This window comes from uncultured Litoreibacter sp. (assembly GCF_947501785.1).
GTDB lineage: Bacteria > Pseudomonadota > Alphaproteobacteria > Rhodobacterales > Rhodobacteraceae > Litoreibacter.
This window is the reverse complement of sequence record NZ_CANMXB010000001.1, coordinates 562,414-580,407: the sequence shown is the minus strand read 5'-3', so window position 1 is coordinate 580,407 and position 17,994 is coordinate 562,414. Positions and strand designations below refer to the sequence as shown.

Here is a 17,994-nt window from a genome sequence, read left to right as displayed (position 1 = left end):
TTCGATGTCAAAGAAGCTGATTTTGTGCGATTGTCTGGGCAGCCAATCCGTTGACGCAGGCGCGATCGAGGCGGCTTGTGGGATGGCCTGTTCGAAGATCTACACCAGCCTTTGCATGGACCAGTTGGATGCTGCGGCAAAGGAGATCGCCGACGGTGATGCGATCATCGCCTGCCAGCAGGAACGCCAGCAGTTTGAAGAGCTGGCGGATGAGTTGGAAATTGACCCGCCGGGCTTCGTTGACCTTCGCGATCGCGCGGGATGGGGAGAAGGTGATGGCGGGCCCAAAATGGCGGCGCTTGTCGCCGAAGCAGCGCTGAGCGCCCACCCCGGTAAAGCCGTCGATATTGTTTCTGAAGGGACCTGCCTGATCATCGGTGGCTCGGCGGCGATTCAAGCCGCAGAAGACCTCTGTGATATTATGGCGGTGACGGTGCTCCTCCCTGACGCCGAACATGTTCCTGCCGACCGCCGCTTTGACTGTGTGGTTGGCGAGGTGCGCAAGGTGGATGGCGCGCTTGGCCGTTTTTCCATCAGATTTGGCGCATTGCAGCAGATTGTCACCGGCGGGCGCGGCGCATTCGCGCTTGGCCAGCCTGTAGAAGGCGCCGTGTCGGACTGCGATGTTATCTTGGATATCTCCGGCGGCACTGCTCTCGTCGCTGCCCCCGATAAGCGCGAGGGCTATCTCCGCGCTGACCCCGCGCATGCCCCATCGGTCGCCAAAGCGGTCCTTGCCGCGTCAAAGTTGATCGGCACTTTCGAGAAACCACTTTACGTGAGGATGGAGGCAAGCCTGTGCGCCCATAGCCGCGCAGAAAAACCGGCCTGCTCGAATTGCCTGAATGTCTGCCCTACTGGGGCGATCACACCTGCGGGCGAACATGTGACGGTCGATCCGATGATTTGCGCCGGATGCGGGTCCTGCGCGGCGGTCTGCCCGTCCGGGGCAATCAGCTACGACGCGCCGCCTGTGGAGACGATCTTCAGGCGGTTGACCACCTTGGCGTCGACCTATCGCACCGCAGGCGGGACAGACCCGCGCCTGTTGGTTCATGACGCCGAATTCGGGATGGAACTGATCTCCCTCTCTGCCCGGATTGGACGCGGTTTACCTCATAATATCATACCCTTGCAGGTCGAAGCTTTAGCCGGGTTCGGCCATGCCGAGATGCTGGCAGCGCTCGCCTGCGGCTTTGGCCATGTTGCCGTATTGCCGGCGCCGAAAACGGAAATCGACGTGATCGAAGAACAGGCGGCCCTCGCCCGCGCATTGGCTGGACATGAGGGAGCCGTTCACATCCTGCAGGCCGCCGACCCTGATGCGCTCTCTGAGGCGTTGTTTGATGATCATAGCGCAGCCCTGAGCTGCGACCCTATCTTGCCAATGGGCACGCGGCGGCAAGTCACAAGGTTGGCCGCGAAAGCGCTGCAACCGGACGCAGAGCAAGTAACGCTCCCCCGGGGTGCGCCTTACGGTGCCGTGCTCGTTGACACCTCAGCCTGCACTTTGTGCCTGTCCTGCGTCTCGCTCTGCCCGTCGGGCGCGCTGGGCGACAACCCTGATATGCCGCAGTTGCGCTTTCAGGAAGATGCCTGCCTGCAATGTGGCCTATGCGCCAATATATGCCCCGAGAAAGCGATCACCTTGCAGCCACAGCTCGACCTTACGGACGCGGCCCTGTCGCAGCGGGTCTTGCACGAAGAAGAACCCTTTGCCTGCATCGAATGCGGCACGCTCTTTGGCGTGAAATCAACGGTGGAGCGGATTACCGAAAAGCTGGCGGGCAACCATGCGATGTTCGCCAGCTCAGACGCCGCCAAGATGATCCAGATGTGCGACAATTGCCGCATTCAGGCGCAGTACCATTCCACCGACAACCCGTTTCAAGGCGGCGAGAGGCCCCGTGTGCGCACCACAGATGACTACCTGTCCAAACGCCGGGATCACTGAGTTTGTATGGGCGCTCCAAGGTCGGACGGCATGATCGAGCCGACAAAGGCCGTGATCGCCTCGATGTCCTCAAGGGTGACTTCGATCGGCGCAATCGGCGAAGGCAAATGCGCGGCAAACGGGTCGGTCACGTCTTCGACCTGCGTGAAGGCCGGATGCGGCTTGAGCAGGAAAAACGTCTCAAACCGTTCCTGCCAATCGGGAAACGTCCGCAGCAACCCAAAAGACGGGCTGGAGCCAATAGCGTTCATGCGGTTGGTGTCATTGACCACGTGGCACCTGCCACATTGCTGCAGGCTGATGCGTTCGCCAAGCTGTGCATCGCCGCTCAAGGCGACCGCACGGGGCTCGACCTTTGCGCCTACATCGGCGCTGAACATCGGCGTGCCATCCGGCGCGAAGGCCTCAATGGTGCGTTTGCCCACATCAGAGGCCAGCCAGTCGGCGAAAGCGTCGGTGAACGCATTGTCCGTCCTGGCAAGAAACCAAATGGTCGCATCCTGACGAAACACCGGCGTCCCGTCTGTGCCAAAGGCGGCGTCCGCGGCCCTGTCCTGAACGGTGATGCGGATGCCGGTCTTAAGGGAGAATCGAGGCAGCAGGTGCTTCAAGAACCCGGTTTCAGACAGCTCATCAGGGGCTTGCAAGGTGAACGCTTTGTCCTGCGACAACGCGGGCGAGGCAGCAATAGCGGTAGTCAATGCAATGTATTTCCACATTCCGACGGCTCCAAACTTGCGCGTCAGCCTAGGGGCGCTAGGGTCGGAGCGTCAACATTTTCAATCTCCCGAGGGGCAAGGCCATGAGCGATGACTTCAATATGTCGATGCGCAAATTTCTCAAGCAGGTGGGCGTGACCTCCCAGCAGGCCATTGAAGAGGCCATGCGGAATGCGGCCGATACAAGTGGCAAAACCTTCGAGGCCAAAATGGTTTTGACCATCGACGGCGTCGATCTAGAGCATGTTGTCACTGGCAAGATTGAAGGCCCATAAATGGCGCTGTCCCGCGAAGACGTCCTCGCCTGTTTGAAAGAAGTCAAAGCCCCGTCAGGTGTCGATCTGGTAGAGGCCGGCCTTGTGCGCGCGTTGAACGTGGACGCCGATGCCGTACGCTTCGTGATGGAGGTCGACAGCCCCGACCCTTTCATGGCCGCCAAGGCCGAGGCAGAAGCCAAGCTGACCGCATTGGGCGCCGCCTCCGTCTCCATTGTGATGACAGCGCATAGCAAACCGACACCTCCCCCCGACCTCAAACCGTCCCGCCAGGCCGAACCGGCCGGACCCGCGAAGATACCGGGGGTTGATCGGATCATTGCTGTCGCCTCCGGCAAAGGCGGCGTCGGCAAATCCACGGTCGCGGCCAATCTCGCCTGTGCCCTCGCCGCCGAGGGCCGCCGCGTCGGCATGTTGGACGCCGATGTGTACGGCCCGTCGCAGCCGCGCATGCTCGGCGTCTCCGGTAGACCGCAAAGCCCTGATGGCAAGCTGATTTTGCCGCTACGCAACTACGGCGTCACCATGATGTCCATCGGGTTGATGACCAATGAAGATCAGGCCGTTGTCTGGCGCGGCCCGATGCTGATGGGCGCGTTGCAGCAGATGCTGACGCAGGTGCAATGGGGGGCGCTGGATGTGTTGATCGTCGACCTGCCGCCCGGCACTGGTGATGTGCAGATGACGCTTGCGCAGAAGGCGCATCTCGATGGCGCGGTGATCGTATCCACCCCGCAAGACGTGGCGTTGCTGGACGCGCGCAAAGGCATCGACATGTTCAACCAGATGGGCACGCCTATCCTTGGCATGATCGAAAACATGAGCACCCATATCTGCTCCCAATGCGGGCATGAGGAGCATATGTTCGGCCATGGCGGCGTCAAAATAGAGGCGGAAAAGCTGGGCGTGCCTTTGCTTGCCGAAATCCCGCTGCATCTCGACATTCGCATGGCCGCGGATGGCGGCGCGCCGATTGTCGTCTCCAAGCCCGACTCGGCGCAGGCGCAGGGGTTCAGAGCAGTGGCCAAAGCGCTGATAGAGGCCGGCAAGGCATGAGCACCCCCACCTTCCCTCCGCTCTTTAGCGGGTTGGCAGTCGAGGGTCAGGTAGACCCGTTCGACAAGGCTTGCGTGGAGGCCGCGCGAGGATGTGACGGCGGGCTGGTGGTCTATAACCTCGGCGCAAATGCGCTGCGTGCGGCCATTGTCTTTGCGCCGGATGTGACGCTCGAAGATGCCATGGCGATGGTGCCCCTTTGCGGGGTCGGGTTTCAACATGCGCTCGGGGCTTTGGCCCCGCCAGAGGTCGCGGTGCATCTGGACTGGGCGGGCGGTATTCGCATCAACGGCGCGTCTTGCGCTGCGATGCGGGTCGCAACCTCGGAAACCAACCCAGGCGCAGAACCTGACTGGCTGGTCATCGGCCTGTCCCTGCCGCTGTGGCCGGATAGCGACGATCCGGGCACCATGCCGGACCAGACAACGCTCTATGCGGAGGGATGCGCCGACGTGCAGGCGGACGCGCTGCTGGAATCTTGGGTGAAACACACCCTTGTAGGCATCAACACCTGGCAGGAGGCCGGCGCGGCCCCGCTTCACAAAGACTGGCGCGGCCTGGCCCATGGCATCGGCGAAGAGATAACCATCAATGGCCTCACCGGCACATATCTTGGCGTGGACGAGCGGTTCGGCATGCTGCTGCGCGACGCCGAGACCACCCATTTGATCCCCCTCACCACGCTCCTGGAGGGCAGCTGACATGATGCTCGCGCGCGCAATCCATTTCGACGAAAGCGACATGAACGTGTTCCATTCGCCTGCCCGCACGGGCGAATGGTGCATCTCGGGCGGCTTTGAGTTTTCCAACTGGTCGCAAGCCGATCTGACGGGCAAGGCGCGGCAAGCTTTCTCTAACGGCTGGCTGGGCGTCGAAACCTTCGGGCGGGTGACCTTCGTGGCGGCGACACAAGTTGAACAAGCCGAGTTTGACGCGCTTAAATTGGCTTTGGCGCAGCACTTTGTCCAAATGTATGGCGCGCCCTCTGTGGCTGCGGCATCTCAGGTTGCCAAGGACGAACTGCGCCACATGGCCGAGCTGTGTGACGGGCAAGACCCCAACACCCTCCTCACGGTGACGCGGGAACTGACAGAAACCGGCGTCAAGGAAAGCTTCCGCATGATCGAGCCGCGCGACGCGGGCCTTGATCAATTCGCGATCCATGGCGCACTGTATGACGAGCCGCATAGCCACTGAATGTCATGCAAGCACAATGGAATTCTACTGAGGTGGTGGCGGACAGACAGTCTTCCTTACCAGGAGCAGCATACCATTGAAGTTATTCACTAATCACGCCAGTACTTAGAAACATACCACATAAAATACCCCACGACACCTACAACGATGCGATTTCGTAACCGAAGCGCAACACACTCCTCGCGATCGAGATTTTTCTGATCAGTCGTTCGCTGCCTATAGGAGTTTGACGGGCTACTCTAAGTCGGCTACGCGCACGAGGCGGCCGCTGACGATATTGGGCCCTACCTCAGCTTAGGGCGTGAAGAGTTCTGGGGGCCAAGTCAGTCGCTCAGCCTGTTGAAACGCCGCTCGCCCTTTCAATCTCTTACAATATTCGTTCAGTGCTTCGCTTTCAGGAAGCAAGTTGTTGAAACGCGCCATTGAAATGACCGACCCGACAGCGACATCCGCAGCTGTAAACCGATCCCCCAGCAACCAGGATTGCCCAACCAGCGTTTGACTGAGAATATCGACCACGTCCTGCGCAGTGTCCCAAGTTGTTTGTTGAAGGGGCTCGTCTAGGTTCGAAGCGCGCACCGCAATTGCTGGATCAATAACGGCTGTAGAATAGACCAACCATTTGAGATAGGGGCCTCGATCTTTGCACCCGATTTCTGGTGCCAAGGAGCCGTACCCAAACCGATCTGCCAGAAGAGCGCAAATCGCTGGCCGTTCGCTGGTAACTACGCCGTCAACTGAGACAACGGGCACGCGGCCCGAAGGATTTATCTTTAGAAATTCCGGCTCCAGGTTTTTCCGCTCTCGAAGATCAACGTCGACAACTTGATACGGAATGCCAAGCTCCTCTAACATCCAGTACCCGGCCAGTGAACGTGACGCTTTGGACGCATAAAGAACGATGTCGCTCATATCGACCACCTCCGAGACGGATCGCACATCAACTATATGACATCCAATTCTATCTGACGACTTTGAAGCTGACATTTGCTGCCATACGCCATTTTGTGAGGTCTGGGCTCAATGCGGACGAAGCGACGTTTTATTGCATCTTTCGGGGTGTGGCCTCTTGCTTTTGTGGTTGGCGTTCTCAAACAGCGCACAGAACGCCCTGTGCTCCTCTGGACTGTTCCAAGCAATCAAAAGCCTGCTAGTGCCCTCTAGAGATAACCCAACAACTCAAGGTCATTGTTGATCAAGGCCCAAAGACCTCTTTCGATCATTGGCCCATTTCAGCAGCGTCAAGTCAAAGGTCAACGCCATCAGTGACACGCAAATTCCAAGCACGAAATTTTTGCCCATGTCGGTGCCAGCCAATGTCCTTTGAAGTTCCTGGCCGAGATCCTGCGTGCCGATAAAGGCTGCGATGATGACCATGAAGAAAGCAAACATGATTGCCTGATTGAACCCAACTGCCATCGTTGGCAATGCCAGGGGCAACTGCACCTTCATCAGCTTCTGCATCCGCGTCGCGCCAGCCATGTCTGCTGCCTCTGTCATCTCGGCGGGCACAGTGCGTAGGCCCTCGATTGTGTAGCGGACGAGTGGCACCATCGCAAAAATCAGGATGGAAAAGATCACCGCAATGTCAGTGATCCCAAACAGCATGATGGCGGGGATGAGGTAGACAAAGCTGGGGAAAGTTTGGGCCGTGTCGCATACCAAAAGAACCCGCTTCGACCACTTCTCGCTGCGGGCTGCTGTTATCGCGATAGGCATACCCAGCAGCGCGGCGATCGTTACCGCTGACAAAACGGAATAGAGCGTGATGACAGAACGGTCCCACCATCCCGACAAGGCCACGAGAGAAAAAAAGACCGCAGCGTAAATTCCTTGTTTGCGGCCCCCAAGCCATAACGCGAAAGCGGTTATCAGCAGAACAAACGCCGGTGTCGGGATCGACAGCATGAAGTTGCGGAACGGAATCAGGATTTGCACGTTCACAAAGGCACGCAAAAATCCTGTAGTCGCCTTGACGACATCAATATTCAGAAAGGCCTTGATTAGGTTGTCCAGTTCCTTGCCTTGGCTGAAGTTCTGGGTCCGGCCCAGCGTTTGCGCCTCAGGAACGAATTTCGACAGCAACACGCAAAATACGACCGCCCCTACCCCGATGAGCAGCATCAGATGGCGTTTCCACCAACGGGTCCCCTTCTCAAAATGCTCAGGCTGCTTGACGACCCAGGCCTTGGACATGCGGTCCAGTGTGACCGCCAGCAGCACAATCGTGACGCCTATCTCGAAGGAGCGGCCCAGCTTGAAGCTACCCATCATCGCCAGCAATTTGGCACCTAGCCCCGGCATCCCGATGAATGCAGTCAAAACCACCATGGCCAGACACAGCATGATGACTTGGTTCACGCCGACCAGTATTTCCGTTCGTGCGGATGGCAAATACACATGGCGCAGCAGTTGCCACTTGGTGCAACCGCTCATGTTGCCCGCCTCGACCACCTCAGGCGACACCTTCTGCAAACCAAGCGTCGTCATCAGTATCATCGGCGGAATGGCGTAGATTGTTGTGGCAACCGCACCAGCTGTGGGACCCACTTTGAAAAAGATCACCGCGGGAAGCAGATAGGTAAAGAAAGGCAGTGTCTGAAGCACTGACAGGATCGGCTTCAAAGCCCGATCAAGCCAAGCTTTCTTCCACGCCAATATGCCGAGGGTTAGCCCGATAAAGAACGCAAGGGGTGCGGCAACAACGAGCACCGACATCGTCTCCATCGCGATCTTCCACTGACCAATCAGCGCGGTCCATGTGAATGTGCCGGCCCCTAAAAGCGCCATCCGCCAGCCACCGAGGTAGTATCCAATGACCCCGGCAACGGCAGCGACTGCGGTCCACGGGATTGGCCCGATATTGGGCCAGCGCCGCTTGCCAAAAAGCAAGTTCGCTGTGACATCAAGAAGCCATTGCAACCCCTCGGTCAGGAAACGGGTCAGCGCCAGCAAGCCCAAATCGTCTTTGACAAAATTGAATATGGCGTCGAGCCAAGCCGCGAAGTTAGGGATCATCGCTTCCGGCAATCGGTGCAACGCGGCGGGTAGAAGGCCGACATATTGCAGGACGGTCAGCACAACCGCGATGCCAACAAACAACTGCGCAACTTGCACTCGGGTCAGGCCACCCCTTTCACGCAGTTCCAAGTGGTCTGTGGCATCTGCCATCAGCCAGCCTCCAGCAGAATTTCTAACGCCTCAGCGCGGTCCAGACCGCCAATTACGGCACCATCGCGGGCCACCGGTATGGTTTTGCGTTTGTCTTGCACAAGCAGCCGCGCCAGTTCTTGTACCGAAGCCTTGGCGTCAACCGGATCGCCGGAAGCTTTGAGGTCAGCTTTCGCCAACACGCCCGCATGCACCACACGGGCTTTGTCGATTTCTTCGGTAAACTTGCGCACATATTCGGTTGCAGGATTCAGCACGATTTGGTCAGGTGTGTCGCACTGTTCGACCGCCCCGTCTTTCATAATCGCGATCCGGTCCGCGAGGCGCAGGGCCTCGTCAAAATCATGGGTGATGAAAACAATCGTTTTCCCGAGAAGCTCTTGCAGCCGCAGGAACTCGTCCTGCATTTCGCGGCGGATCAGCGGATCAAGTGCGGAGAAAGGCTCATCAAGAAACCAAATGTCAGGCTCAATCGCAAGGCTGCGGGCAATGCCCACGCGCTGTTGTTGACCACCAGATAGCTCGCGCGGGAAATAGTCTTCGCGACCTTCCAACCCCACCAGCTTCACAACTTCCAAGGCGCGGGCGCGGCGTTCATGTTTGTCCTGGCCGCGCATCTCTAATGGGAAGGCCACGTTGTCCAGAACGGTCCGGTGCGGCAAAAGCCCGAAAGATTGAAAAACCATCCCCATTTTGTTGCGGCGCAGTTCAATCAGTTCCTTCTCGGACAGGGACATGATGTCCTGCCCTTCAACCTCGATCGTGCCGCCAGTAATTTCATGAAGGCGGGAGAAGCAACGCACCAAAGTGGACTTGCCGGAACCTGAAAGGCCCATGATGACCAGCATCTCGCCCCGGGACACCTCGATGGAGACGTCTTTAACCCCGGCGATGTATCCGTCGGCACGAATGTCGTCGAAACTATGCCCTTCTGGCATCTTCGATAGATACGCCTCGGGATTGTTCCCAAAGATTTTCCATACATTCTTGCAGGAAATCACGGTTTCGGCGGTCATCTCTTTTGCTCTCCCCTCACCGATTCCTATGATCGGCGTTTAAAACGCCCGCCCGAAGCATAACCTCGGGCGGGCGAAAGTCGTTACCCAATTTCGAAAAGTTTAGGAGCCGGTCCAGCCCTGCCAAACTTCTGGGTTTGCCTCCAGCCATGCAGCTGCTGCTTCTTCCGGCTCCATTTCGTCGACGTCGACGAACTTGGCCATCTCGGCAATCTGCGGGTTGGTGAAGGAGATCTTGGTCAGTACATCATATGCCGCTGGCCATTTGTCCTTCATGCCATCCCAAGCGGCTTTCTTCAGGTAACCCTTGGCGGGGTTGCCGCAGTCATAAAGCGCGTCGGGGTTCGGACCAACTTTCGGGTCCTTGTCACAGCCGTCGACCCACTCAGGGAATTCGACAAACTCGCCCGGCCAGACGGCTTCGGCAAAGTTTGGTGTCCAGTTGAAGACAACAACAGGCTTCTTGTCAGCCTCTGCTGCGCCGATTTCAGCCCACAGAGCCGCGGCCGAGCCAGCGTTGACAACAACGAAGTCCATGCCCAGCGCTTCCACCCGCTCTTGGCCATGCTTCAACCAGTCAACGGGACCGTCCAGATAGCGGCCTTTTTCCCCTGTCTCAGCAGTTGCAAATATCTCGGCACAGTCGTTCAAAGCTTCCCAGGATGGCAGGCCCGGGCAGGCATCTTTCGTCCACATCGGATACCACCAGTCTTCGCGTGTAACCGCATCGTGGTCGCCGGCGTCATGAAGACCACCTTTTTCCAAGGCCGCGCGGAAAGATGCGCCAAACGCGCCTTCCCAGACTTCCAGCTCAAGCGCGACATCGCCCAAACGCACCGACTCGTAGACGGCTTGGCTGTCGGTGGTGACGAACTCAACATTGTTGCCCATGGATTCGAAAATCTGACCAACAACGTGGCTCATCACGATTTGCGAGGACCAGTTGTGGATCGGAATAACAATTGGATCGCTGCTGTCTTCAGCAAACGCGGCCATTGGCATCAGAGCTACGACCCCGGCGCCCAGCGCTGTAGTAAACTTGTTCATGTGTTTCTCCCAGTTGTGTCGCGACCTGTTCGCGTCGCTTTTGTCAGAGGGATGCGCATCGCCACGCACCAGCCCTAGAGCCGCAGTGATTCTCTGTCAGACCCCAAAAAGCACTCTGCGCGACAGTCTTGCATGATTTTCCTATCAATCAAGTTTTTTTCTTAAGGTTACGTGTTCACAATTTTTGTATTTTGCCAAAAATCACGGCATCAGGTCCGATTCGAAGCCCTCTATGTCGGGTTTCAAAAGGACGACAGCCGCAAAAACCGTAATGATTGTTCAAGAGGGAGTCTGATTCCATGCGTTATTCCGGTTTCAAGGTTATCAAAGAGGCACTGACGGGTCACAAAGGCTGGAAACCGGCTTGGCGCGATCCCGAGCCGCAAGCGCATTACGACATCATAATCATTGGCGGCGGCGGCCACGGGCTGGCAACGGCACATTATCTGGCGAAAGTGTTCGACCAGAAAAAGGTCGCCGTGATCGAAAAAGGCTGGATCGGCGGCGGCAATGTCGGGCGTAACACGACGATCATCCGTTCCAACTATCTGCTCGACGGGAACGAGCCATTCTACGAATTCTCTCTCAAGCTTTGGGAGGGGCTGGAGCAGGACCTGAATTACAACGCCATGATCTCTCAACGCGGGATCATGAACCTGATCCATTCCGATGCGCAACGCGATGCCTTCATCCGGCGTGGCAATGCAATGATGCTGAATGGGGCGGATGCGGAATATCTCGATCTGCCTGCGATTAAGAAGGAATATCCGTTCCTCAATTTTGACGATGCACGCTTCCCCATCAAAGGCGGCCTTGCCCAGCGGCGCGGCGGCACTGTGCGCCATGATGCTGTTGCTTGGGGGTATGCGCGATCAGCAGACTCGCGCGGCGTCGACATTATCCAGAACTGCGAAGTCACTGGCTTCAAGATCGAAAACGGCAAATGCTTGGGCATTGAGACGGCCAAAGGCTTCATAGGCGCAAACCGAGTCGGTTGCGCAGTAGCCGGGTCGTCCGGACGCCTGTTGTCGAAAGCGGGTATTCGCCTACCAATCGAGAGCCACGTACTGCAGGCATTTGTCTCAGAAGGTCTAAAGCCCGTCCTGCCAGGGGTCATCACCTTCGGCGCGGGTCATTTCTACGTCTCCCAATCCGATAAGGGCGGGTTGGTCTTCGGCGGCGATATCGACGGCTACAATTCCTACGCGCAGCGCGGCAACTTGCCCGTGGTCGAAGACGTCTGCGAAGGCGGCATGGCGATAATGCCGATGATCGGCCGCGCACGACTGTTGCGTATGTGGGGCGGCATCATGGACATGTCGATGGACGGCTCACCGATCATCGACCGCACCCATATTGACGGGCTCTACTTCAACGGCGGCTGGTGTTACGGCGGCTTTAAGGCGACGCCCGCCTCCGGCTACGCTTTCGCGCATTTGCTCGCGCGTGACGCCCCACATGAGACCGCGACAGCCTACCGATTCAACCGGTTCGAGACAGGCCACATGATCGACGAAAAAGGGATGGGCAATCAGCCCAATTTGCACTGATGATTATTGACCATCCGCTTCTTGGCCCCCGCGACAGCGCGGAGTTCGTCTACCTTGGTGACGCCGCGTTGATCGATCGCCCCGATCCTGAAACCGCCAGCCCGCAAGACTGGCATGACTATGCCTATCTGCGCGACAATCCCGCAGGCCAGCATCGCGAGCTGTGGTTCCATGAAGGCGGCGACCGCTCCTGGCTGGTCGTCACACGCAATACGTTGACACATGAGATCAGCAAGGTCGAAATCGCCCGCGATGTGGCCCGTAAAGTGGGGCGTTCCAAATGACCCAGAAAAACCGGCTTCAAGGCGGTCAGATCGACCGCGATATCACGCTGAAATTCACCTTTGACGGCAAACAATATGAAGGTCACCAAGGCGACACGCTTGCCTCTGCCCTTCTTGCCAACGACGTCCGCCTGATGGGGCGGTCGTTCAAATACCACCGCCCGCGTGGCCCACTGACTGCGGGCTCAGAAGAACCCAACGCTATCGTAGAACTTCGCGGCGGCGCGCGGCAGGAACCCAACACCCGCGCCACAACAGCAGAGCTCTACAACGGACTCATGGCGAAATCCCAAAACCGTTGGCCGTCGCTGGCGTTCGACGCCATGGCGATCAATGACCGCTTCTCAAACTTCCTAACTGCTGGTTTCTACTACAAAACCTTTATGTGGCCCGCCGCGTTCTGGGAAAAGCTCTACGAACCCATCATTCGCAAAGCCGCTGGCCTCGGGTCGCTGTCGATGAAGGACGACCCGGACGTGTACGACAAAGGGTATCGCCATTGCGATCTGTTGATTATCGGCGCAGGCCCCTCCGGTTTGATGGCGGCCCTGACCGCAGGACGCGCAGGCAAGGAGGTCATCCTTGCTGATGAAGATTTCCGCATGGGTGGGCGTTTGAACAGCGAAACCCTCCGTATCGACGAGGCACCCGCCGCCGATTGGGCAGCGCAGGCTGTCGCCGAACTCGGAACGATGCGCAATGTCCGCCTGATGCCCCGCACCACGGTCATCGGCGCGTTTGATCACGGCATCTACGGCGCGGTGGAGCGTGTCTCAGACCACCTTCACACACCCGACGCTGGAAAGCCGCGCCAGATACTGTGGCGTATCTACGCGCCCAAAACGATCCTTTGCGCCGGCGCCACAGAGCGCCCGATTGCGTTCGAAAACAATGATCGCCCCGGTATCATGTTGGCTTCTGCGATCCGCAGCTACGCCAACCGCTGGGCTGCGACGCCCGCCAAGCGCATCGCAATCTTCACGAACAATGATGACGGCCACAAAACCGCAACCGACCTACACGCCCATGGCGTGCAAATCGCCGCCGTGGTCGACACCCGCGCAGATGCGCCATTGAACGAGAATTACCACGTCCTGCGCGGCGCGCAGGTGGTCGACACCAAGGGTCGTCTTGGTCTGACCTTCGCTGAGGTCAAGCAGGCCGACGGTACAATGCGCACCCTTGAATGCGGCGCGCTCGGTGTGTCGGGCGGCTGGAACCCGAATGTGCATCTGACCTGCCACCAAAGAGGCCGCCCAGAATGGAATGAAGCACTTGCGGCTTTTGTGCCCGGCGGCACCCTACCCCCCGGCATGTCCGTCGCGGGTGCGGCTAACGGCGATATGTCCACCCACGCCGCCCTAACAACCGGTGCGGCGGCCGCCAAAAAAGCGCTCGGCTTAAAAGGCAAGGCCGCCAAGGCGCCACACGCCGAAGACGCGCCCGTCACGCAGACCCCGTTCTGGTATGTCGAAGGCTGCTCCCGCGCGTGGCTGGACCAGCAAAACGACGTGACCGTCAAGGACGTTAAGCTCAGCCACCAAGAAGGCTTCCGCTCCGTCGAGCACCTCAAACGCTACACGACACTTGGCATGGCCACGGATCAGGGCAAGACCTCCAACATGGGCGGCCTCGCCATCATGGCCGAGCTTGCAGGCAAAGCCATCCCAGAAGTCGGCACCACGATATTCCGCCCGCCTTATACACCCACTGCCATCGGCGTGATGGCTGGCCGCATGAAGGGGATGGAATTCCACCCCACTCGCCTGACCCCCTCCCATTTTTGGGCGAAGGAACGCGGCGCGGTGTTCGTGGAGGTAGGAAACTGGTTGCGCGCGCAATGGTTCCCGATAGAGGGCGAGACGCACTGGCGCGAAAGCGTTGACCGAGAGGTCAAAGCTACCCGCAATTCTGTCGGCGTCTGCGATTGTACCACGCTCGGCAAGATCGACGTGCAAGGGACAGATGCGGCAACGTTCCTGAACAAAGTCTATTGCAACGGCTTCGCAAAACTTGCGGTCGGAAAAACCCGATATGGCCTCATGCTTCGCGAAGACGGGATCGCCATGGATGACGGGACAGCCGGGCGCTTGGCAGAGGATCATTTCGTCGTCACCACCACCACAGCGAATGCGGCCAAAGTCTACCAACATATGGAATTCGTCCGCCAATGCCTGTTCCCGGACATGGATGTGCAATTGATCTCTACTACGGAAGCCTGGGCGCAATATGCGGTTGCCGGGCCTAATTCCCGCAAACTGCTGCAAAAGATCGTCGATCCAGAGTTCGACATCTCCAACGACGCCTTCCCCTTCATGGCTTGCGGTAACATCACCGTCTGCGGTGGACTTCGCGCACGACTGTTCCGCATCTCTTTCTCCGGCGAGTTGGCTTTTGAGATCGCGGTCCCCTCCCGCTACGGCGACGCGCTGATGCGCAAGCTGATGCAGGAAGGCAAGGAATTCGATGTTGTACCATACGGCACGGAAGCGCTTGGCGTGATGCGCATCGAGAAAGGCCATGCGGCGGGCAACGAGCTGAACGGAACCACGACCGCGAACAACCTCGGCATGGGACGGATGGTCAGCAAGGCCAAAGACAGCATCGGCTCGAAACTGTCGGAACGCTCTGGGCTTAATGAAGACGACGCGTTGAAACAGGTCGGCATCAAGCCAGTTGATCCATCGAAAAGGATCACAGCAGGTGGCCACCTGATGAACGCGGACGGGCCGGTTGATGCAAAGCATGATCAAGGCTACGTCACTTCCGCCGCCTTCTCGCCTACGCTCAACAGCATGATCGGGTTGGGCTTCCTGAAAGACGGGGGCAACCGGCTGGGCGAGAAAATGCGCCTTGTCTCCCCAGTGACAGACCTGACGGTAGCGGTTGAAATCGTCTCCGCCCATTTTGTTGACCCAGAGGGGGAGCGTGTCCGTGCATAGCTTGAAGCCCATAACCGCCCTCGGCGGCACTGATCCGCAGGTCGACACAGTTGCGGGTGTCACCTGCACTGAGATCACAAACCTCTCCCTTGCCTCAGTCGCCGCGCGGCTGGGTCAGGAGAAGTCATGCGCCACCAAACTGAAATCAATCCTCGGGGCCACGCCACCATTGCCCGGAAAGGCACTGCTCGCCCAACCTTACTCGGCTGTCTGGATGGGGCCGGATCAGTGGATGATCGGCGCAGATATCGCGACACATGAAGACATTGCGGCGATCCTGAAAGCTGACCTCAATGACACGGCGTCAGTGACCGAGCAGACAGACGCGTGGGCGGGGTTTGACTTGGCGGGCAACGGGATCGAGGCCGTTTTGGAGCTGCTGTGCAATGTAAACATGCGCGCGATGAATTCTGGTGAGGCCACGCGCACATCCATTCACCACTTGGGCTGCTTCGTGATTTGCGGCGACCCGCAAGGTTTCGTTCGCATACTAGGGCCACGCGCCTCAGCAGGTTCTCTGCATCATACGATTACGACCGCGATGAATGCCGCGCTGTAAGGCCTTCAAGTCGAAGGCAAGGGCATATTGCCCTGCACCCGAAAAGCGTTGATCCGCCCACGATCTTGCTTCGGAGTCACACCAAACGCATCTCGGTAGTGGTTCACAAACGGTGTCGTCGTGGAAAACCCGACGGCGGCTGCGACCTGCGCCATGCTGTCTTTCGAATAAAGCACCAGCTGGCGTGCAGCGTTCATCCGCAAGGCACGAAAATAGTGCGATGGGCTTTGCCCGGTGGCCTTTTTGAAAGCGCGCTCGACCTGTCGCGGCGTGACGCCAAGGGCCTTGGCAATGTCGCCGACGGATCGCGGTTCGTCCAATCGCTCCACAAACATCTCGACGGCGCGACCAACGAGATCGGGCAAAGCCGGGTCGGTGCTTGGTTTCAATGGAACGCGCTGTTCAACGCCCTCCCCGCGCATCATCGGATGCTGAAACCAGCATGCGACCTCAAGGGCGATGTCTGGGCCAAGCCTTTCCTCGATCAATTGTAATGTCAAATCGAAAGCGGCTGCGGCACCGGACGCCGTGTAGCGGCGGCGATCGGTCACAATCACCTCGCCTGATGCCAACATTTCCGGAAATTCGGATTTGAACGCGGCCTCGTAACACCAATGCACGGAGCACTTGTAGCCCTCCATGACACCGGACTTCACCAAGGGAAAAACCCCGCCGCTGATGCCGCCAAGAACTGCGCCTGTACGTTCCAACTTGCGCAAAACGCTGTTTGATGCTCGCGGTGCCTCGAACTCGCTCAACGGGCCGCTCAACAAGAAAATCATAGCCGGATCAAGCTTCGCTGAAAGCGCAACGTCAGGCTCGAAGATGACGCCCGCACTTGACGTGACCTTCGATCCTGTTTCAGAAATAAGCTGCCAGCTGAATGTCTCACGCTCCGCGATTTCATTCGCCGCGCGTAAGGGCTCGATGATCGAGGTCAGGCAGGACATCGGAAATCCTGGAAAGATCAGGAAGCCGACGGCAGTAATTTCACTGTTATTCAACTTTTTGGTTCTCACAGGAAAATTTCTGGCTATGATATGCCAGAATGCACAACCCAATGGAATTGTTTAGCGGCCCGGCGCCGCGAGGAAAGTCTACCTAATGAAAATCGATAAGCTCAAGCCGGAAATGGTCAACGCACTCACTCAAGATCCCCATAGCACACGGGATGATGACCGTGAAAAGGTCCTTGAAATTGCGATTGGCCGCGAAGTGCGGGCCTTCAGGCGCCAACAAGAGATTACCGTCGCCGAACTATCAAACCTCACGGGCCTTTCGATCGGGATGCTCTCAAAGATTGAAAACGGCAATACCTCCCCCTCTTTGACCACGCTACAAACGCTGGCCAATGCGCTGAGCGTGCCCCTGACGAGCTTTTTCCGTCGCTTCGAAGAAGCCCGCGTCGCTGTGCACACGAAATCAGGCGAAGGCGTCGAAATTGACCGCGAGGGAACACGCGCCAACCACCAATACAACTTGCTGGGACACATTGGATCAAACGCTTCCGGCGTGATTGTTGAACCCTATCTGATTACGCTCAGCAAAAAATCAGATGTGTTCCAAACCTTTCAGCATGGCGGAATTGAGACCATCTACATGCTTGAGGGCGAAGTGGATTACCGCCATGGCGACGAAGTCTATCCTCTGAAACCTGGCGATACGCTTTTCTTTGACGCAGATGCACCGCACGGCCCGGAAAGGCTGGTCAGCCTGCCTGCGCGCTATTTGTCGATCATCAGCTATCCACAAAACACCTAAAGCGTTTTCTGCATCACAATCCCGGTCGGCCTGTCATAACCCGCATGGGCGTCTTCTGCGACTTTGTGAAACCCCAGCCTCGCAAAGGTTGCATGGTTTTCAACCAATTCTATCCGCGTTTGGAGTTCGAGCACTTTCAGGCCCCTCTCCCGCGCGCGCGCTGCCGCCAGCTCGATCAGTTGCCGGGCAAGCCCCTTGCCACGACAAGCGGGATCAACGGCCAGTTTTCCAAGATAAAGCCGACCGGGCTTGTTGGTCAGAAACACGCAGGCCATTGGCGGTTTTCCAAGCGTCCAGACCTCCCCCTCGGAACAAGTTTGTTCAATCCCTTCAACCGTCAGCCAATGCAGGGAGGACGGCGGATCAATCCGCCCGTCCATATAGGCGAAGCAATGGTGCAATAGGTCCAGAATGTCCGGAATATGAAGATCACCGGCGTGAGCGCGAACAGGTTGCATTTCGC

Annotated in this window: 17 protein-coding genes; 10 read left to right on the top strand and 7 right to left on the bottom strand. The window is 58.0% G+C overall.

Features of this window, described 5'->3' with window-relative positions; all coding sequences use genetic code 11:
* Positions 1-4: 4 nt before the first annotated feature.
* Positions 5-1,954 (top strand): 4Fe-4S binding protein, encoded by a 1,950-nt coding sequence (locus tag Q0899_RS02930; protein WP_299191051.1) that lies wholly within the window; start codon positions 5-7, stop codon positions 1,952-1,954.
* On the opposite strand, the gene Q0899_RS02925 is transcribed toward Q0899_RS02930, so the two are convergent.
* On the bottom strand, positions 1,948-2,673 hold the full coding sequence (locus tag Q0899_RS02925; protein WP_299191050.1) for a hypothetical protein: 726 nt from the start codon (positions 2,671-2,673) through the stop codon (positions 1,948-1,950). The genes Q0899_RS02930 and Q0899_RS02925 overlap by 7 nt on opposite strands.
* Positions 2,674-2,756: 83 nt before the next feature.
* Here Q0899_RS02925 and Q0899_RS02920 point away from each other — a divergent pair, with 83 nt between their 5' ends.
* Genes Q0899_RS02920 through Q0899_RS02905 form a run of 4 tightly spaced genes read left to right on the top strand, consistent with a single transcriptional unit; the run spans position 2,757 to position 5,201 of the window.
* Positions 2,757-2,948 (top strand): DUF6494 family protein, encoded by a 192-nt coding sequence (locus Q0899_RS02920; RefSeq protein WP_298358144.1) that lies wholly within the window; start codon positions 2,757-2,759, stop codon positions 2,946-2,948.
* Complete coding sequence (locus Q0899_RS02915; RefSeq protein WP_299191049.1) at positions 2,949-4,004, top strand: Mrp/NBP35 family ATP-binding protein; 1,056 nt, start codon at positions 2,949-2,951, stop codon at positions 4,002-4,004.
* A complete protein-coding gene (locus Q0899_RS02910; RefSeq protein WP_299191048.1) occupies positions 4,001-4,705 on the top strand; it encodes a biotin/lipoate--protein ligase family protein in 705 nt (234 codons plus the stop codon). The genes Q0899_RS02915 and Q0899_RS02910 overlap by 4 nt, the downstream gene beginning before the upstream one ends.
* Before the next feature lies 1 nt (position 4,706).
* A complete protein-coding gene (locus tag Q0899_RS02905) occupies positions 4,707-5,201 on the top strand; it encodes a DUF6505 family protein (protein WP_299191047.1) in 495 nt (164 codons plus the stop codon).
* Between the two features lie 294 nt (positions 5,202-5,495).
* Here Q0899_RS02905 and Q0899_RS02900 read toward each other — a convergent pair whose 3' ends face one another.
* The 4 genes from Q0899_RS02900 to Q0899_RS02885 all read right to left on the bottom strand — a co-directional run bounded on the left by Q0899_RS02900 (position 5,496) and on the right by Q0899_RS02885 (position 10,435).
* Positions 5,496-6,113 (bottom strand): glutathione S-transferase family protein, encoded by a 618-nt coding sequence (locus Q0899_RS02900; protein ID WP_299191046.1) that lies wholly within the window; start codon positions 6,111-6,113, stop codon positions 5,496-5,498.
* Between the two features lie 273 nt (positions 6,114-6,386).
* A complete protein-coding gene (locus Q0899_RS02895) occupies positions 6,387-8,372 on the bottom strand; it encodes a proline/glycine betaine ABC transporter permease (protein ID WP_298358156.1) in 1,986 nt (661 codons plus the stop codon).
* Entirely contained in the window at positions 8,372-9,388 is a 1,017-nt protein-coding gene (locus Q0899_RS02890; protein ID WP_298291869.1) for a glycine betaine/L-proline ABC transporter ATP-binding protein, read from the bottom strand. The genes Q0899_RS02895 and Q0899_RS02890 overlap by 1 nt, the downstream gene beginning before the upstream one ends.
* Before the next feature lie 102 nt (positions 9,389-9,490).
* Entirely contained in the window at positions 9,491-10,435 is a 945-nt protein-coding gene (locus Q0899_RS02885) for an ABC transporter substrate-binding protein (protein WP_298291871.1), read from the bottom strand.
* 299 nt (positions 10,436-10,734) lie between these two features.
* On the opposite strand from Q0899_RS02885, the gene Q0899_RS02880 reads away from it, so the two are divergent.
* Genes Q0899_RS02880 through Q0899_RS02865 form a run of 4 tightly spaced genes read left to right on the top strand, consistent with a single transcriptional unit; the run spans position 10,735 to position 15,770 of the window.
* Positions 10,735-11,985, top strand: a complete 1,251-nt coding sequence (locus tag Q0899_RS02880; RefSeq protein ID WP_298358162.1) for a sarcosine oxidase subunit beta family protein — start codon at positions 10,735-10,737, stop codon at positions 11,983-11,985.
* Positions 11,985-12,269, top strand: coding sequence for a sarcosine oxidase subunit delta (locus Q0899_RS02875; RefSeq protein ID WP_298291876.1), 285 nt, complete (start codon positions 11,985-11,987; stop codon positions 12,267-12,269). The genes Q0899_RS02880 and Q0899_RS02875 overlap by 1 nt, the downstream gene beginning before the upstream one ends.
* Entirely contained in the window at positions 12,266-15,211 is a 2,946-nt protein-coding gene (locus Q0899_RS02870) for a sarcosine oxidase subunit alpha family protein (protein WP_299191045.1), read from the top strand. The genes Q0899_RS02875 and Q0899_RS02870 overlap by 4 nt, the downstream gene beginning before the upstream one ends.
* A complete protein-coding gene (locus tag Q0899_RS02865) occupies positions 15,204-15,770 on the top strand; it encodes a sarcosine oxidase subunit gamma (protein WP_299191044.1) in 567 nt (188 codons plus the stop codon). Before Q0899_RS02870 ends, Q0899_RS02865 begins: the two co-directional genes overlap by 8 nt.
* A gap of 5 nt (positions 15,771-15,775) precedes the next feature.
* On the opposite strand, the gene Q0899_RS02860 is transcribed toward Q0899_RS02865, so the two are convergent.
* Positions 15,776-16,774: a GlxA family transcriptional regulator gene (locus Q0899_RS02860; protein ID WP_299191043.1), complete on the bottom strand. Its 999-nt coding sequence runs from the start codon at positions 16,772-16,774 to the stop codon at positions 15,776-15,778.
* Positions 16,775-16,874: 100 nt separating this feature from the next.
* Between Q0899_RS02860 and Q0899_RS02855 the strand changes: the two genes are divergently transcribed.
* A complete protein-coding gene (locus tag Q0899_RS02855) occupies positions 16,875-17,531 on the top strand; it encodes a helix-turn-helix domain-containing protein (protein WP_299191042.1) in 657 nt (218 codons plus the stop codon).
* Here Q0899_RS02855 and Q0899_RS02850 read toward each other — a convergent pair.
* Positions 17,528-17,989 carry an N-acetyltransferase gene (locus tag Q0899_RS02850; protein ID WP_298291886.1) on the bottom strand — a complete coding sequence of 154 codons (462 nt, stop codon included), beginning with the start codon at positions 17,987-17,989 and terminating at the stop codon, positions 17,528-17,530. The genes Q0899_RS02855 and Q0899_RS02850 overlap by 4 nt on opposite strands.
* Positions 17,990-17,994 lie beyond the last annotated feature (5 nt).

Excerpts from the sequence above, each read along its gene's own strand:
- Q0899_RS02930 (WP_299191051.1), top strand. The coding sequence starts at position 5 with ATGTCAAAGAAGCTGATTTTGTGCGATTGTCTGGGCAGCCAATCCGTT.
- Q0899_RS02925 (WP_299191050.1), bottom strand. The coding sequence starts at position 2,673 with ATGTGGAAATACATTGCATTGACTACCGCTATTGCTGCCTCGCCCGCG.
- Q0899_RS02920 (WP_298358144.1), top strand. The coding sequence starts at position 2,757 with ATGAGCGATGACTTCAATATGTCGATGCGCAAATTTCTCAAGCAGGTG.
- Q0899_RS02915 (WP_299191049.1), top strand. The coding sequence starts at position 2,949 with ATGGCGCTGTCCCGCGAAGACGTCCTCGCCTGTTTGAAAGAAGTCAAA.
- Q0899_RS02910 (WP_299191048.1), top strand. The coding sequence starts at position 4,001 with ATGAGCACCCCCACCTTCCCTCCGCTCTTTAGCGGGTTGGCAGTCGAG.
- Q0899_RS02905 (WP_299191047.1), top strand. The coding sequence starts at position 4,707 with ATGATGCTCGCGCGCGCAATCCATTTCGACGAAAGCGACATGAACGTG.
- Q0899_RS02900 (WP_299191046.1), bottom strand. The coding sequence starts at position 6,113 with ATGAGCGACATCGTTCTTTATGCGTCCAAAGCGTCACGTTCACTGGCC.
- Q0899_RS02895 (WP_298358156.1), bottom strand. The coding sequence starts at position 8,372 with ATGGCAGATGCCACAGACCACTTGGAACTGCGTGAAAGGGGTGGCCTG.
- Q0899_RS02890 (WP_298291869.1), bottom strand. The coding sequence starts at position 9,388 with ATGACCGCCGAAACCGTGATTTCCTGCAAGAATGTATGGAAAATCTTT.
- Q0899_RS02885 (WP_298291871.1), bottom strand. The coding sequence starts at position 10,435 with ATGAACAAGTTTACTACAGCGCTGGGCGCCGGGGTCGTAGCTCTGATG.
- Q0899_RS02880 (WP_298358162.1), top strand. The coding sequence starts at position 10,735 with ATGCGTTATTCCGGTTTCAAGGTTATCAAAGAGGCACTGACGGGTCAC.
- Q0899_RS02875 (WP_298291876.1), top strand. The coding sequence starts at position 11,985 with ATGATTATTGACCATCCGCTTCTTGGCCCCCGCGACAGCGCGGAGTTC.
- Q0899_RS02870 (WP_299191045.1), top strand. The coding sequence starts at position 12,266 with ATGACCCAGAAAAACCGGCTTCAAGGCGGTCAGATCGACCGCGATATC.
- Q0899_RS02855 (WP_299191042.1), top strand. The coding sequence starts at position 16,875 with ATGAAAATCGATAAGCTCAAGCCGGAAATGGTCAACGCACTCACTCAA.
- Q0899_RS02850 (WP_298291886.1), bottom strand. The coding sequence starts at position 17,989 with ATGCAACCTGTTCGCGCTCACGCCGGTGATCTTCATATTCCGGACATT.